Source organism: Kribbella sp. NPDC003505 (assembly GCF_040610875.1).
GTDB lineage: Bacteria > Actinomycetota > Actinomycetes > Propionibacteriales > Kribbellaceae > Kribbella.
The window spans coordinates 303,800-318,333 of sequence record NZ_JBEXNA010000001.1; the positions used below are offsets into that span (position 1 = coordinate 303,800).

At 67.4% G+C, this 14,534-nt stretch carries 11 protein-coding genes; all 11 read right to left on the reverse strand.

The window, feature by feature from the left end; translation table 11 throughout:
- Positions 1-8 precede the first annotated feature (8 nt).
- The 11 genes from ABZX12_RS01365 to ABZX12_RS01415 all read right to left on the reverse strand — a co-directional run bounded on the left by ABZX12_RS01365 (position 9) and on the right by ABZX12_RS01415 (position 14,495).
- Positions 9-1,595, reverse strand: coding sequence for a CocE/NonD family hydrolase (locus tag ABZX12_RS01365; protein ID WP_355688755.1), 1,587 nt, complete (start codon positions 1,593-1,595; stop codon positions 9-11).
- Positions 1,596-1,653: 58 nt separating this feature from the next.
- The gene (locus ABZX12_RS01370) at positions 1,654-2,583 is read right to left on the reverse strand and encodes an oxidoreductase (RefSeq protein WP_355688757.1); all 930 of its coding nucleotides are present in this window, start codon (positions 2,581-2,583) and stop codon (positions 1,654-1,656) included.
- A 38-nt stretch (positions 2,584-2,621) separates the two neighbouring features.
- The gene (locus ABZX12_RS01375; protein WP_355688758.1) at positions 2,622-4,088 is read right to left on the reverse strand and encodes a M36 family metallopeptidase; all 1,467 of its coding nucleotides are present in this window, start codon (positions 4,086-4,088) and stop codon (positions 2,622-2,624) included.
- 301 nt (positions 4,089-4,389) lie between these two features.
- The gene (locus tag ABZX12_RS01380) at positions 4,390-5,223 is read right to left on the reverse strand and encodes a hypothetical protein (protein WP_355688760.1); all 834 of its coding nucleotides are present in this window, start codon (positions 5,221-5,223) and stop codon (positions 4,390-4,392) included.
- Positions 5,224-5,489: 266 nt separating this feature from the next.
- Complete coding sequence (locus tag ABZX12_RS01385) at positions 5,490-6,341, reverse strand: M48 family metalloprotease (RefSeq protein WP_355688762.1); 852 nt, start codon at positions 6,339-6,341, stop codon at positions 5,490-5,492.
- A 249-nt stretch (positions 6,342-6,590) separates the two neighbouring features.
- Complete coding sequence (locus ABZX12_RS01390) at positions 6,591-7,742, reverse strand: hypothetical protein (RefSeq protein ID WP_355688763.1); 1,152 nt, start codon at positions 7,740-7,742, stop codon at positions 6,591-6,593.
- Between the two features lie 15 nt (positions 7,743-7,757).
- Positions 7,758-8,546: a hypothetical protein gene (locus ABZX12_RS01395; protein WP_355688765.1), complete on the reverse strand. Its 789-nt coding sequence runs from the start codon at positions 8,544-8,546 to the stop codon at positions 7,758-7,760.
- Positions 8,547-8,699: 153 nt separating this feature from the next.
- Positions 8,700-10,706 carry a hypothetical protein gene (locus tag ABZX12_RS01400; protein WP_355688767.1) on the reverse strand — a complete coding sequence of 669 codons (2,007 nt, stop codon included), beginning with the start codon at positions 10,704-10,706 and terminating at the stop codon, positions 8,700-8,702.
- Positions 10,703-13,651, reverse strand: coding sequence for an ATP-binding protein (locus tag ABZX12_RS01405; protein WP_355688768.1), 2,949 nt, complete (start codon positions 13,649-13,651; stop codon positions 10,703-10,705). The genes ABZX12_RS01400 and ABZX12_RS01405 overlap by 4 nt, the downstream gene beginning before the upstream one ends.
- The gene (locus ABZX12_RS01410) at positions 13,648-14,211 is read right to left on the reverse strand and encodes a hypothetical protein (protein WP_355688770.1); all 564 of its coding nucleotides are present in this window, start codon (positions 14,209-14,211) and stop codon (positions 13,648-13,650) included. Before ABZX12_RS01410 ends, ABZX12_RS01405 begins: the two co-directional genes overlap by 4 nt.
- A complete protein-coding gene (locus ABZX12_RS01415) occupies positions 14,211-14,495 on the reverse strand; it encodes a hypothetical protein (protein ID WP_355688772.1) in 285 nt (94 codons plus the stop codon). Before ABZX12_RS01415 ends, ABZX12_RS01410 begins: the two co-directional genes overlap by 1 nt.
- Positions 14,496-14,534: the final 39 nt, after the last annotated feature.

Sequence of the window (14,534 nt, forward strand, 5' to 3'; positions counted from 1 at the left end):
TCAAACATTCACCCTGCCACTGGAATGCCGATCCACGACGGATCCCCGGCCGGTGAACTGAACGTCACCGTGGAGCCCAGCACACTCCGGCCGAGGTACCGCGGGTCGACCGTGTCCACCACCAGGACGAGGTGATGTCCGGTCGGCACCTCCCAGCTCGTCGCCTCGAGCGCGACGTCGAGCGGGAGCGCCTTCCCCGGCGTCGCGCCGCGCAGCGTGTACGGCTTGTGCGAGATCAGCGAGCCCACGCCGAGCGCGTCGACGTCGTACAGGTAGGCGAACAACGACGTACTCGCGGCCGACGGCTTCACCGTGAGATGGACCTTCGGCGACCCGTTCACGACGGTCGGCCGATCGAACGCCGGCCCGGACCACACGCCGGCGAACGTCCTGTCCACCAACGGCGTCACAACCCCGGTCGGGATCGACAGCAGGCCCTGCAACGCGCCGGACACGAGCGCAACCCCGCTGTCGGCAACGGTCGGTACGCCGGCACCGATGGTCCGGCTCCAGCCGGTTGACTCCTTCGCCTGCAGTACACCCGCCTTGGTCAGGTACGACGTACGCTCCTGCCCGACCGCCGACCAGCTCGGATATCCACGCCACACGCCGCGCTGCGACTTCAACTGCACCGGCGCCTCGGTGTCGGTCCCGTTGTCGGTCCCGTTGTCGGCGCCGGTGAGGTAGCGCCGCAGCCAGCCGGCCAGCTCGGTCCACGTCTCATTGGGCAGGCCAACGGCACCGCTCGCCTCCGGCGTCGCGTGATCGCCGTGCGCCAGCAGCAACCGTTTCGGGCCGGTGAGGGCGGTGTAGAAGTCCGTGTACTGCGCGGGCGGGAAGATCGAGTCCTCGAACGCGTTCGCGAGGAACACGGCCGGCCGGCGGGCGTTGATCCGGTCCACCACGGTCGCCGCCGACCGCACCGGCGCGAGTTGCTTCGCCTCTCCGATCGCGCCGTCGAAGTCGCCGGTGACGAACTTCGTCTGCAGCGACGCCATCTCCGGCCCCGGCCGACCGGTCACGTTGCCCAGAGCAAGCAGACCGGCGACCGCCTGGAGCGAGACCGTCTCGTTCGGATTCAGCGACCGGATCAGATCCGCCCACCCGCTCAGCGCGCCGACCGCCATGATCCGCGGGTCCTGCGCGGCGGCGAGCAGCGACGTACCGGCGCCGTACGAGATTCCCACAGCGGCGACCCGCTCGGTGTCGGCGGGCGTGTGCTGGTCCGCCCAGTCGATCACCTTGCTCACATCGGCCACGGTCGGCGGGCCGGCGATGTCGATGCCGCCGCCGGTGTCCCAGAAGCCGCGGCTCGAGTAGGAGATCACCTGGAACCCGGCGGTCGCCAGCTTCGCGCCCTGACCGACGTACTCGACGTTCGGCACCCCCCAGCTCGACGGCATCACGACGAGCGGGAACGGTCCGTCGCCCTGCCCGGTCGGCGTGAGCACGACGGCGCCGATCTCGATCCCGCCGGCGCCGGGGATGCGCTGGTACGACGTGCTGAAACCGGCGGTGGCCTGACTCGCGTCCGCGCGTGGACCGATCGCGATCAGGGTCAGAGCGACAGCAAGGGCGGCGGCAAGTCTGCGCACTGGGGGCCTCCGGCAGTTGGAATTACCGGAGGGTAACCAGAACGATGCCGCTGTGTCACTAGCTCGGCACGGTGAGTTTCGGATCGACCCCGGTCGCTTCCACCGACCATGCCCAGAGCCGCTCGGCCAGCTCGGGGTCCTGCGCGGTGCGGGTCGGCAGCACGACCTTCGGCGTACCGCGGTACTCGAAGAAGCTCGGCCCGACGAACGATCCGGGACGCAGGTCCGGGTACGTCGCGGCGTACAGACTCGGCCAGGCGCCGGCCGCCGCGGACTGTGCGACCAGGCGCGTCGCGGCAGCCAACAGTTGCGCCTGCCGGGCACGGCCGGCGAGCTCGGGACCGGCGGCCTGCAGATGGGTCGCTGCATACCCGGGATGCGCGCCGACGCTCAACAGATCAGCCCGCGCCGCGCGAGCGCGTCGATCGAGCTCCAGCATGAAGAGCAGGTTGGCGAGCTTCGACTTCCCGTACGCCTCCCACTTGCGATAACTGCCCGACGGGCGGCGCAGGTCGCTCTCGCTGATGCCCCGCACGGTCTTGTGCATGAACGAGCTGACCGTGACGACCCGGCTGCCCTTGACCAGCAACGGGAGCAATCTCCCGGTCAGCGCGAAATGCCCGAGATGGTTCGTGCCCAGCTGCAGCTCGAATCCGTCGACGGTCTCCTGGTGCGGCGGCGCCATCACGCCGGCGTTGTTGACCAGCAGATCGAGCCTGTCGTACGACTTCACGACCTCGGCGGCGGCCTGCTCGACGCTGGCGAGATCGGCGAGGTCGAGCTCCAGAACCGTCGGCGCCCGCCCGGCCCGCTGCGTCAGCGTTTCCGCCGCCCGGGCGGCCTTCTCCGGGTTGCGGGCCGCGACCAGCACGTCCGCGCCGTGCCGGAGCAGTTCGCACGCGGTCTCGTACCCGATCCCGCTGGTGGCGCCCGTCACGAGCGCCAGCCGTCCGGTCAGGTCAGGAATGTCCGCCGTGGTCCAGGTCATGCGCCCACAGTAGTGGTGGGCGCATGACCGGGTGGTCGCTAGAGGATCTTGCGGGCCTTGAAGGCGTCGGTCACCGTTTGCGCGGCGGCCTTGCCGTAGAGCAGCCGAGCCGCCTGGACGGTGTCCTGGGCCGCGGCGGCGAACGAGGTGTCGGGGTCGTAGAAGAACGTCGCCTCGAGGATCAGCTTGTTCGCCTTCGTCCGGCCGAGCGCCTGGTGGATGTCCCACAGCGCGTTCGACCAGATCTCACCGTCGTCGTGCACCTCACCGGTCTTGTCGTCGATCGTCTTGCCGGTGTCCGTACGGCGCAGGCAGTGCGGCTCGTTCGTGGTGTACGACGTGGCGTCCCAGTCCATCACGCACGGCAGCTCGAAGCCCTTGCTGACCGGGACCGACATCGTCACCGCCCAGTAGTCGCCGAAGCCCTCGCCCATCGCGCCGGCCTCCTCCGACTCGCCGAAGCCCGGCACCACGTCGTCCTGGATCGCGTGCCCGTACTCGTGCCAGATCACCTCGGCGTCCTCGGCGTCGTCGACCCCGCCCTCGCCCATCGTGATCATGTCCGTGGACGGGTCGTAGAACGAGTTGTCACCGGAGAACGTGTCGATCGAGAAGTCCTGCGACTCGTTGTTCACCTCGGTGAAACCGAGCTGGTGGATGTACTCCTGCGTCTGGTTGACGTGGTAGTACGCCATCACCTGCTCGAACTTGTCGTTCTGCCGCTGATACACGAACGTGTTGGTCTTGCTCTGCGCCAGCCCGCCCTTGGCTTCCTTGATGTTCACGTAGGTGCCGTTGAGCTTGCCGGAACCGTCCAGGTTACCCAGGATCACGTTCTTCTGCGCGAGGAACAGCTCGTCGGTGTTCTTGTCGTTCTGGTCGGTCAGCTTCTCGTTCTGCTCACTGACCACCGGGTTCGGATCGAACACCGAGCCCCGGCCGTCGACGTTGTCACTGATCACCTCCGACTCGACGACACTGCCGGTCTTCGCGTCGACGAGCGACCGACTGACCCCCTCGGTCGAACGGCTCGTGACATTCCAGACCAGACGAGCATCCAGGCCACCAATCACCGCAAGCTGCGCGGCGCCACTGGTCGCGGCCGGCGCCGGCGCGATGTTCTTGTTCGGCACGGCGACCCGCGCCTGGCTGTTGGCCCGCGCGGTGACTACCGCGTTCGCGCTCCGCGTGGCGCTCGCGGCCTGCACTTTCGCGGTGACATCGAGGTTCGCCGGCACGGCGTCCCGCCCGTCTGCGATCTCGGTGGCGCCCTGCTTCGTCACGTGCTTGGCGTAGTACCCGTTGATCACAGGCAGCCCTTTGAAGGTCTGCTGGTACCAGTAGTGCTTGCCGAGCAGCGACGTCCTGGTCTTGACGAGTTTCAGGTCGCCCAGGCTGATTGTTGCCTCGGGCACCGCCCCCGCGGCACTGGTGAAGGACAACCCGAGCGAGATGGTGGCCAGTCCGGCGGTGACTGCCACCACCGCCTTGCGGCATTTCGACATTCATTCCCTCCCACGTTCGTGTTGCGTGACGCAACCACTACTGTCCGTCGACCCTAGTTCGCGGCGGTCGCGGTAGGAAGCCGACCAGCGCGTCGCCCGGACGGGCAAGGGAAACCCTCTGCGCGTTCCGCTCGGCGAGCCCTGAACCGCGCCACTGAAGCTCCTGGAGAAACGCCAGACGATCCGCGGTTCGATGATGCGGGCAACCATCCACCAAATGTCGAGCCGCGACTTCCTCACGCTCCAGCCGCGGCTGGAACGTGAGGTGTACCAGAACATGATCTACGGGCCAGGTGATTCGCTAGCCCACGGCCGCTCCCCAGGGCTTGCCGACCGGGGTCGTGTTCTCGTCGACGCTGTGCCAGGCGACCGCGGAACCGGAGGGCGCCAGGTCCACCAGGTCGTCCAGGTAGTAGCCAGTGTTCGAGCCTGTCGGTGCGGTCCAGTTCGTCTTGGTGGAGCGCGAGTACACGTGCAGGCGCCTGGGATCCGGGTAGCTCCCAGACTTCCAGCCGTCCCGCCAGGCGATCCGCTCGCCGTCGTTGCTGATGTCGACCCCCGTCCGACGTCCCGCGGAACAGGACGTTCGCAACCACGAACGGCCCGGTGCCGACCTGCGGGCAGCGACGGTGTACTGCGGGTCGAAGTCGTCGCCGAGTTTGACCTGGGCGAGCATCCAGGACGCGTCGGCGCTGAAGATCGGATCGAGGAACGGCAGTCCCTGGTTCACGTACGGCATGGTCTTCTGGCCGGTGCTGACATCGAGCACCATCACACGGTTGGTGGCTGTGTAGTACGGGCTCGCCGGGTCCTCGCTCTCGAAGTCGTACATCACAGAGTTGCCGTCCGGCGTCACGCCGAGAACCAGCGGTGAGCCCGAGCCGCAGGACTTCGCGTCGAAGCAGCCGTCAAACCACACGGCGTCCGCCTGTCCCTTGGTTGCCTGGTAGACCCTGCGCGTGCCGAAGCCTCCATTGCCGGTGATGTAGGTGAGCTTGGTGCCGTCTGCCGAGAGTATGAAGACACTCACCTTGTCCGGCGTCACCGGCGACGTCCAGTGTTCGCCGGACTGCGTGTCCCGCACGGCGATCTGGTCGTTCTGATTCAGCGACCCGGCCGCCGTGCGATAGGGCACGAAACGCCCGTCCCGGAGATCGCGTAGTTCGGTGCGGTCGTCGCACTGCTCACCAGCGGGAAATCGCTGGCGATCGGCTCCGGCGTCGTACCGTCGGCCCTCACCGAGAGGATCTCGTCCGAGCGGGAGGCGAAACCCTCGATGCACAGTCCCTCCCCCACTTACGGAACGAGCCCAACCGATCCCAAAGCGTAGAGAAACCACGCCACGGTCCGTAAGTCAGTCCCACAAGATTGCACGAACCTGCAAGACCCTTACCGGCGGCACTAGCTCCACGCTTGCGGTGGGATGTCCCCTGCCTGTTCGATCGTCTGTACGCGCTGGATCAGCGACGGCGAACTCGACATCACCTGAGTGCGGCGGTTTGTGTCCCGCCCGAGCATCTGCTGGTGCTGCATCTGCCATCCGTAGAGGACTTGGACCAGCGTCGTGCCGTACCCGAGCAGCGCCGCCTTGCGATCGGCCTGCTTAACATGCCAACGGTTCAGCCAGGCCAGGAACGGCGGAGCCACGAAAGGTGTCAGGAAGAGGATTGGCCAGATGTAGCCGCGGCCGAAGGTGAAGGCCGCCAGCGCCATACCCGCGTAGGCCAGCACGAGGAACCCACCGATGATGCAGCCGAGCGCTGGAACACGCCTCATCACGCGAGCCACGGCCCTCGCGGCGATGAGGCCGAACCGGGCAGGGATCGAGTACCAAAAGCTGATCAGGCTCAGCCAGGCGCGTCCGCCCAGATGGTGACTCAACTCGTGTGCCAGCGCAGCCTCAAGATGCTGGGGAGGCAAGGTGTAGAGCGCCCAACGCGAGACACCGACGATGTGTCCTGGAGTCGGAGTGGCATTGACCTCGTCGGACTCTTGGATCCAGAGGGAAAACATGCCGTCGGGCACCTCCGCCCGACGCAGAAGCTGCTGCCACACGGGACCAAGGCGCTGCTGCTCGACGAGCGTCGGCTTGCGTAAGCGGAAGAGATACCTGGCCATCGAGTCTTCGGTCGAAGGAAGCAGGACCAGAGCTCCCGACAGGACCCATGCGACAATGACGATCCAGCCCCAGTCAAACCCGATGGCACCTGCGATCCAGATAACAAGGACCAGACTCCAGAAGAACCATGGCACGGCGGACAGCAGTTCGGTCCAGGCCGACGCCTCAGGCAGTGAGCGCGGCTTGGGAGCCTGTCCTCGCGGCTGCCCACCAGGGCCTGGCAGCTGTGCCCAGGAGGGCTGGGGCGGCATTTGGTGAGGCACGTCCGAGAACGGGCGTCCTTCGCCGGGTCCGGGTACCTGGCCGCCGTTCGGGTCTTGGGGCTCACCGGAGCCGGTCATTGTGGGGTACTCCTTGGGATGGCGGGGAGGGTCGATCCATTATCAGTACAAAGACACGTGGACGTGGTCGTAGTGGCCGCCGGTGGCGTCGGTGGGGTTGTAGACGCCGCCGCCGTTGTAGGGGATCCACGTGCCGCGGCGGGCGGACCAGATCTTGCCGTACCAGATGACATAGTGCACGCCTGTCTGGCCGGCGGTCCGCACAGCCCAGTTCGCGATCTCGTCGCCACGGGCCCTCGCCGGGGCCGACTGGCGTGCGTCGGCGCCGACCATGACGTCACACGCCTTGCCTCTGGGGTGGTCGCTGGTCGGGTTCCAGACGTGTGCGTCCCAGCAGCTCATGCTCAGCGTGCCGAGGGTCTTGCGAGCCTCGGCGACCCAGGCCGCCGTACGCGGAGTCACCATCCCGCCGGTGCCTGTCGGATCGGTCACACTCTGCTGCTGTTCAGGCCAAACACCATTGACAGGACGGCCGTCTGCAAGACCGTCGCTCTGCCCGCAGTCATCGTTGTCCTGCAGTAGGCCGTCCCCCCCAGATCCAGGTGGCGGGCCCGCGCGACCGGCGTACGGGTCTCCTGTCCGAGTGAGGTCGATCCCCGCGGCTGCCGCGATCTGGCGTGCCTCGTTCTCCCGCAAGGCATAGCGATCCGGAAACGCCGACCTCTGAACCCGCTGCGCCGCATCCCCCAGAGCCATCGACGGCCAGCCATCGATGTCGACCAGGCCCGGCGGATCCGGCTTCGCCGCGCCACCGAAAAAGGCATTGATCGAATAGCGGGGGTTGGTGATGATCGCCAACTTGCTGGGCGCCCAACCGGCGCTCCAGCGCTGCTGAAACAGACCCACCGAGTCCCTGTCGCCGTAGGTGAGGTTCTGCAGATCCGACTCGACCAGAGCTGTCATCAACGCGATCAGAGTCGCTCTGCCGGGCAAGCCCCGCTCCACCGCGACCTGATCGATCAGTTTCGCGTAATAGAGCTGGCTGGCCCTCAGAGCTCCGGTGGCAGCCGGGACGTCAGCCTGACCTGGAACCACGAGGGGACACGCGGCCTGCGTCTTCGTTCCCCCACCGAATGGCGCCAGCATCAACAGCCCCGCGATGCCGACCACCGCCAGTGCCGCTGCGCCCTTGGCGAACACACCCTTACTGGCCACCGCCAGGACCCCCCGGCCGAGGTCACGCTCGTCGAACATCGTAGCCCCCTGCCGTCATGGCCCAGTCCCGCCGGACACCTCGCTGATGAGCCATTGGCCGTTCTGATTCGCCAGCGTGACGAGCAGGGGTACGTCGAAGCGCTGGGCATGCTTGCCGGTCACATCGATCGTGACCTTGACGAAGCGGGTGATCCGCTCCGGCGTGTCGACCGGCGCCTCCGCGTTCGCCGGAGGGGTGCTGACGGGCGCGGCGATCACCGTCGACTTCCCGCCGTCGTTCTTGAGAGCCTCGTACGTCGGATCGCCAGCGGAGACGAAGCTTGCCGCGACGTCCTCGGTCATGTACTTCGACGCATTGGTGACGAGCGCACCGTAGGTCTCCGCGCCGGGGTCGCGGGTGTAGAACGCGCGCGCCCAGGACCCGACGACACCGTTCGCCAGCGCGGTTGCCTCAGAGGACGGTCGCTGTGTTTGTGGCGGAGGTGTCGACAGCGCGGTCGTCGTGTTCGTGTTCGCGGGCTGGCCGCTTTGTGTGTTCGACGGAGCGGTCGGCAGCGGAACGGTTCGGCCAGGAGTCAGCAGGCTGACCGGGCCGCCGTCGTCGCCATTGCCGTTTCCGAACAGGCGCGGCAGACCACCACCGAGACCGAGAACGACAATCGCAACGATGACGACCAGAACCACGATTGCCACCGGGCTGACCGGTTCGGCCTGACGCCGGTCACGCAGCCACGCCATCCGCTGCGCATGATCGTCCCGACGCCAGTTCTTCTTCGCGCGGCGTCGTTCGCGACCGCTGAGGTCGTCGATCTCGTCCGGGTAGTCGTAGTCGGTGCTCATCATCGAGCGCCAGCCGTCGGGTGCGTCCGGACGGTGCCGGCCCGCAGGACGTCCGAGGTTCGGATCAGTCTGCTCAGAGTCGGGCGCACGATGTCGGGACCGGCTCGCGCCCTCGCGACGGTCCTGTGATGAACGTGGTTTCCGGGCCATGCGGCATCACCTGCGCGTCGGTACGTGGACCGTCACACCGTCGTTGGTGACAGCGGAATACTCACGGAACCGCCGCGATTGAGACGCCGGCGACTTCCGCCGCGCCCGCTGCCCCTTCGGCGGCCCCTCACGAAGACTCGCCGAATGCGTGTGCACCCTCGGCTCATACCGAACCTCGTTGGCGGGCACCGGAACCGGCCGCCGAGAATGCCGAGCCTTCTGCGCTTCCCCACCCCGCGAGCCGCCTGAAGCAGAAGCACTGCGGGCCGCAACGCCAGCGCTTGTGACCGTGATGGTCCGACGCCTGTTGCCGTCCTTGGACTGCGCGCGAGCGCGCGAGAGATTGAGCGCGGACGTGCCGCCGGACGGCGCCGCCGCCGCCAGTCGTCCCCCGGCTCCGGTGCCTGCCGCCTGGCCGCCTGGGCCAGCGGCGCCGGGCATCGATCCTGCTTCAGTTCGCCGTCGCTCGGATCCGGTGGTGAGTTCGTACGGCGAACTTGCCGCCGTGGAACCCCGTGAAAGAGCCGCTCCGGCCCTGGGCGCCTCGCGATACACACGAACGGAGGAAACCCGCTGGGCCGTAGGGTCCGTGGTCCGGATCCGGTCTCTGCTTCGCTCGGTCGGCATCGGGGCTGCGCCCCGGCTGTTCAGCACACTCATGACCTTGCGGACCGCGCCCATCGCACCCCGACGCGCAAGCCCACCAAGCATGATGCTCCCCGACCCCGGCCGCATCATCGTCGTCAAGCTGTCCAACAATCGTCGCAACCGGAACCCGACGATCAGAACAACGATCGCGAGTCCAGTAACCGGCAGCCAGCCGAGCGGACCTGTGAGCGAGAAGACGGCCGTTACGAGTGTCAACGCCGTACCGAACACCAGCATCGCGAGGAATGATTGCAGGACCAACCCGACGAGCGCCTCGAACCAGTTCAACCCCCACTGACGAGGTCGGCCAGGGATGATCCACAGGCAGGCGAAGAACACTCCGACTACCAGCAGCAGCAACGCACCTATAAAGGCCATCAGCGCGGTGAAGGCCAACCCGATGTTCAGGAAGCCGAAGAGCGTTGCCGCGATGGCGGCAAGCATGACGACGGCCGTGCGACCAAAGGGATTGTCGCCCTTGACCCACTTGACAGTCGGCGAGTCATCACCGCCTTCGGCCGGAGCGATCACCTTGTCCACATAGTCTTTTCTGGCGTCCGCACTTACGCCGACATCAAGCATGCCCTTGCCGTAGCGCTCACATGCCGCGATCGAGCCGAACTCCGCGATGCACCATGGAGTGACAGCGAACCCGCGCCAGCTCGCGTCTGCCGACTTCCGGAGCAAGGTGTCTCGTGGCGTTCCCGTAAATCCTGGCTCGGGCCAAGGGATCGGGCTTTGGATGGTCGGCCCGAGGGCATCGGAGGAGGCGGTCATAACGGCACCGGCTCCGAGTTGACGTGCACCGTCGACGCCACGCAGCCAGGTCGCCGGCGCGAGCGCGAAACTAATGCTCAGCACACCCGCAACAAGAACCCAGACCATCTGGCCGAGGGCGCTCCCGGTGGCTCGGCGTTGTGTGTAGGCCGCAACTGCCCCGAAAGCAAGCGCCGACGGCAACAGCCACCCCACCAATTGAGTGCCCGTAGCACCGATGGTCGCGGATGTCGCGTCTGTCAGCGGTTTGACATCGGTAAATGAGAACAGCCACCAGCCAACTGAGATCGCCGCACGCGTGATCGCCAGGATGTACATCATGACGATGTACGCGTATCCGTTGAAGATCATGTTGAACGTGTCGGACAGGCCTGTGTCGAAGTCCAGGCCGTAGGTCATCGGGCTGTATTGCTCGAAGAGGGTTCGGGTGTCGCCGTGGGTCAGGTCTGGGGTGGGGAGCAGGTCGGCGAACCCCGTGGGGTTGGTGGGGCCTTGGTTGGGGTCGGCGGCTAGGGCTAGTTGGGAGGTGAGGATCAGGGAGATGGAGAGGACGGTGAGCGCCGTGCGGGTGCGGCGCTGCCATCTCATGCGACGTGCTCCTTGCCGGACGGGGTCTTTGCGGAGTCGTTGGGGGGTTGGTCGGTGGTGTCGTAGGCGGGGTACATCGCCTCGTTGTAGGCGGCCTCGTCTGCTTCTTGGTCGTAGACCTCGTCGGGGCCTATCGGGGACTCGTAGCGGAGGGGGTGGCGGTGGCTGTGGTCGCCGTTGGGTTCTTGGCCGTTGGGGATGGGGGGATGGCCGTTTTGCTGGGCTACCGCCACGGGTGCTGGTGCCGGCGGCTGCTGAGGCGACTTGGCAGCCGGGTTGGCGCTAGGCGCAGGTTGGGGAGCCGGCGGCTGCTTCGGGACACTCGGTGCCGGGGTCGCAGGCGGTGCCGGTTGGGTGATGGTGTCCTGGGGTGGGTGTACGGCCTCGGCCTGGGCGTGGGCTGAGGAGGCCGGCTCGTAGAGCTCCTCGTCCTCGGCGAACGGGTCTTCCGGCTCGTAGTCGGGAACGACCGGGGCCGTTTCGACCTTGTGTTCGGACTCCGGGGTGGTCCGGAGGAGGGCTGCTACTCGTTGGCTGGGGATGTCGATCTGGACTGTGGCTACTTCGTCCCAGCGGTCTCGCATGATGCAGTGGCCGTGGCGGATGGATTTGCCGTTGGCGGCGGTGTTGATGCCGCGGACGAGGGTTTGGTACGGCGGGGTCTGCGGGCGGCCGAGCAACTCCAGGAGGGAGTCGACCTGTTCGCGGGAGCGGAGGCTGAAGGCGAACAGGGTGGTGATCTGCTCGACGAGGCCGGGGAGCTTGAGGATCGACGCGGGGTCCTGGGTGTCGAGGACCAGGGAGGCGCCGAGGGCGCGGCCTACGCGGGCGATGTAGTCGAGGAAGGACGCGCCGTCGGGGGTCTTCGTCAGGAGGTGGACCTCGGGGACGATGACGACCTTGGAGCGACCGCGGAACTCGCGGCGACCCGTCGTCCGGATCATCCAGGCCAGGCAGCCGCGGAGGCAGGCCATGCCGACGCGCTCGATCGGGGACCAGGACTCCGGCGCCGACTCGGGGGACGGCAGGGTCAGGCCGGGCATCTGGACGACCCAGAGGCCTGGGTTGGTGGTCAGGGAGGACAGGCCGGACGGCGGGCCGGCGACGACGGAGCCGAGACCTGTCTCGACCAGGTCGCGCAGTGCGAAGCCGACCGTGCGCACGGTCTCTTCTTCGGCGTTACACAGCCGCTGGATGACGCCCCACGAGGAGGGGTCGGGCGACTGGATCTCGGCACGTGTCGCCGCCACCACGGGGGCCTCAGCGGCACCACGCAGATGCGGCGGCAGCAGGAGCATCAGCTGGGAAGGAGCCTGCAGCAACGCGTCATCGACGGGCAGGACCCGCAGAAGGTCGGCAGCACCCGAGAACTGTGCGGTGATCTCGATGACAGCAGTTGGTACGCCGTACTCGGCCGCGACGGCCGACACGCCGGCGGCGTCGCCTTTCAGGTCCAGCAGCGGCACCCACGCACCGGCGAACGCGGAGTCCAGACCGCCCATCATCGCGGCAGTCGTCTTCCCTCGACCGGACCGGCCGAGGAACAGCGTTGTGGTCGCGTCACCAAGCGCAGAACCGGCCGCGGCGTCAAAACGCACCAGACCGGGCGTGGAGCCGGTCAGATAGCCGATAGCCGGGCCAGTGGCGTCACCGATCGATGCACCGCCCCAGAACCAGGACCCGAAGAACGCGGTCGACTCCCGCACGTGCCCGAGGTCGGGAACGCGCAGCTGGTCGCCCGGCAAGGACTCCAGCCACAGGTCGCGCTGCTCGTCGGCACCGGTGGCGACGGTGATGCCGCGGTCCGCGTAGTGCGCGATGACCGCGTCGACGTACGCCTCGAGGTCCTCACGGGTGTCCGCGCTGACCAGTAGACGTGGGTGATCCTCGACCAGGGTCAGACCGCTCCGGTTGATGTCGCGCTTGACCTCGCGCATCACGCGCTCGGTCTCCACGATCTCGTCGGCGGTCTCCTCCGCGGTGCCCTTGGCGGCCGAGCGTCGCTGCTCCTTCGCGCTCTTCCGGGTCTCGTCGACCAGGTGGCGCGCGGTTTTCTTCGTCAGTACGCGGAACCGGACCGAGGCCTCGACGGTGACGTCGATCTCCTCGCCGTCGTCGTCGATCGCCTTGATCTCGGACAGGGTCCGCAACCACTCCCCCGCGCCCGGTGTCTCGAGCTCCTCGGGGAAGTCGGTCATCGCCAGGACGGACGTGTACGCCGCGATCTGGCCGCGCGTGTCGTAGATCCGGAGGTGGTCGGTGTACGGCACGACACGCCCGGACGTCAGCCGGGCGAGTGAGGCGCCGGTGATCAGACCACGGCGCGGAGCCGCGACCGCCCCGCGGTGCATCTCGCGGCTGATCAGCCAGGAGATCACCTCGGCCGGCGCGGTGTGTGCCCGCCAGACGGTCGAGCCGAGCTGGCGAGCGAGCTTGCGCACCCGCTCGTCGAGGTGCGCGAGCTCGCGCGCACTGACCCGCCACGACGTCGTACCGAGGGCATCGCTGATCGAGCCGCGGACCTGGGCCGTCGCCCTCGGGTCGCGGTCGGACAGATGGACGCCGAGCGCGACGTACCGCTCGGGCATCCGCATCTCGTCGATCCGGTCGGCCCGGGTCTGCGCCCACGCCTCGTGGTCGCCGAGCCGGTAGTGGCCGCCGACCGAGTCGATGTAGTCCTGTCCGGTCGAACGGCCCCAGACCACCTTCAGGTGGCTGAGCCGGTCGCCGAGGATGGTCGCCGCGGCGCTGACCGCGGCGTCCAGGGCGGCGTCCTGCTCGGCCTCGGTGGCCAGGTCGGTGTTCGCCACCGAGATCAGGAACCATGCCTCGGCGCTGCGCTCGGTCACCAGCAGACCGTCGGCGATAGCAACAAGACGAGGTGGCGGTAAGCCGCGCTCGCGGCCGACCCCCACCAGGTTCAAGAGCTTGTCAGCGATCTTCATTCGCGGCCCTTCCCTGACGACGTCCTGCGACTCACCCGTTGTACGTAATCAGATCCCAGCAGGCGGGCCCGCTGGTTGACGGTGATGTCCGCGCCCGCGCGGACCATCGGGTCGACCTCCACCACGACCTCGCGCTCCCACTCCGGTGTGACCCGGGCCTTGGCCAGGTCGGCCACCTTCCGGGTCGAGATGCGTTCCCGCCAGGGCAGGTACTCCGACTTGTCGGCGGCCCGGGCGCCCAGGCCGATGATCGGGCGGTGCGCCCGCAGTGCGTACCGCACCGACAACGCCCACTCGGTCACCCGCCGGCGCCGTTCGTGGAACTTGCCGGACCGCCAGCCGAACGCGGTGATGACGAACGGCGGCACGATGTACAGACTGACCGTGGGCTTCTGCGGTACGCCGATGAACGGGAACAGCAGCGCGACCCAGAGCAGGATGACCACCGCACCGAAGATGATCATCCGGCGCCGGGCGCCTTCTCCGAGGTCGATCCCGAGCAGGTCGTACTGCCGGGTCTCGATCTCGAAGTGGTGGGTAAGGGTACGGCCGACGCGCATCAATTACCCCCGGAGAGCAATCCCCAAAAGCCCTTGAGCACGTTGATCGTCTGGTTGTTGGCGTAGATCAGCCCACCGACCAGCACCCCGGCCGCGATATGGCCGAACAGTTCGCCCCACTCGCGCTTGAAGTAGTGACCGATGGCGCGCAGCACGAGGATGGCGATGAAGATGTTCCCCGCGATGACCAGGACCCAGTCCTTGAAGTCCGCGCCGGTGGGAACATTCGGGTCAGCCAGGGGCAGAGCAAGCTGAACCACGCTCGCGGCCAGTTCGTGCGTCATCATTGCGGTGTCTCCCTTGTTGCTTCGGTCATCCGATGG

Excerpts from the sequence above, each read along its gene's own strand:
- ABZX12_RS01405 (WP_355688768.1), bottom strand. The coding sequence starts at position 13,651 with ATGAAGATCGCTGACAAGCTCTTGAACCTGGTGGGGGTCGGCCGCGAG.
- ABZX12_RS01400 (WP_355688767.1), bottom strand. The coding sequence starts at position 10,706 with ATGAGATGGCAGCGCCGCACCCGCACGGCGCTCACCGTCCTCTCCATC.
- ABZX12_RS01410 (WP_355688770.1), bottom strand. The coding sequence starts at position 14,211 with ATGCGCGTCGGCCGTACCCTTACCCACCACTTCGAGATCGAGACCCGG.
- ABZX12_RS01395 (WP_355688765.1), bottom strand. The coding sequence starts at position 8,546 with ATGATGAGCACCGACTACGACTACCCGGACGAGATCGACGACCTCAGC.
- ABZX12_RS01390 (WP_355688763.1), bottom strand. The coding sequence starts at position 7,742 with ATGTTCGACGAGCGTGACCTCGGCCGGGGGGTCCTGGCGGTGGCCAGT.
- ABZX12_RS01370 (WP_355688757.1), bottom strand. The coding sequence starts at position 2,583 with ATGACCTGGACCACGGCGGACATTCCTGACCTGACCGGACGGCTGGCG.
- ABZX12_RS01375 (WP_355688758.1), bottom strand. The coding sequence starts at position 4,088 with ATGTCGAAATGCCGCAAGGCGGTGGTGGCAGTCACCGCCGGACTGGCC.
- ABZX12_RS01415 (WP_355688772.1), bottom strand. The coding sequence starts at position 14,495 with ATGACGCACGAACTGGCCGCGAGCGTGGTTCAGCTTGCTCTGCCCCTG.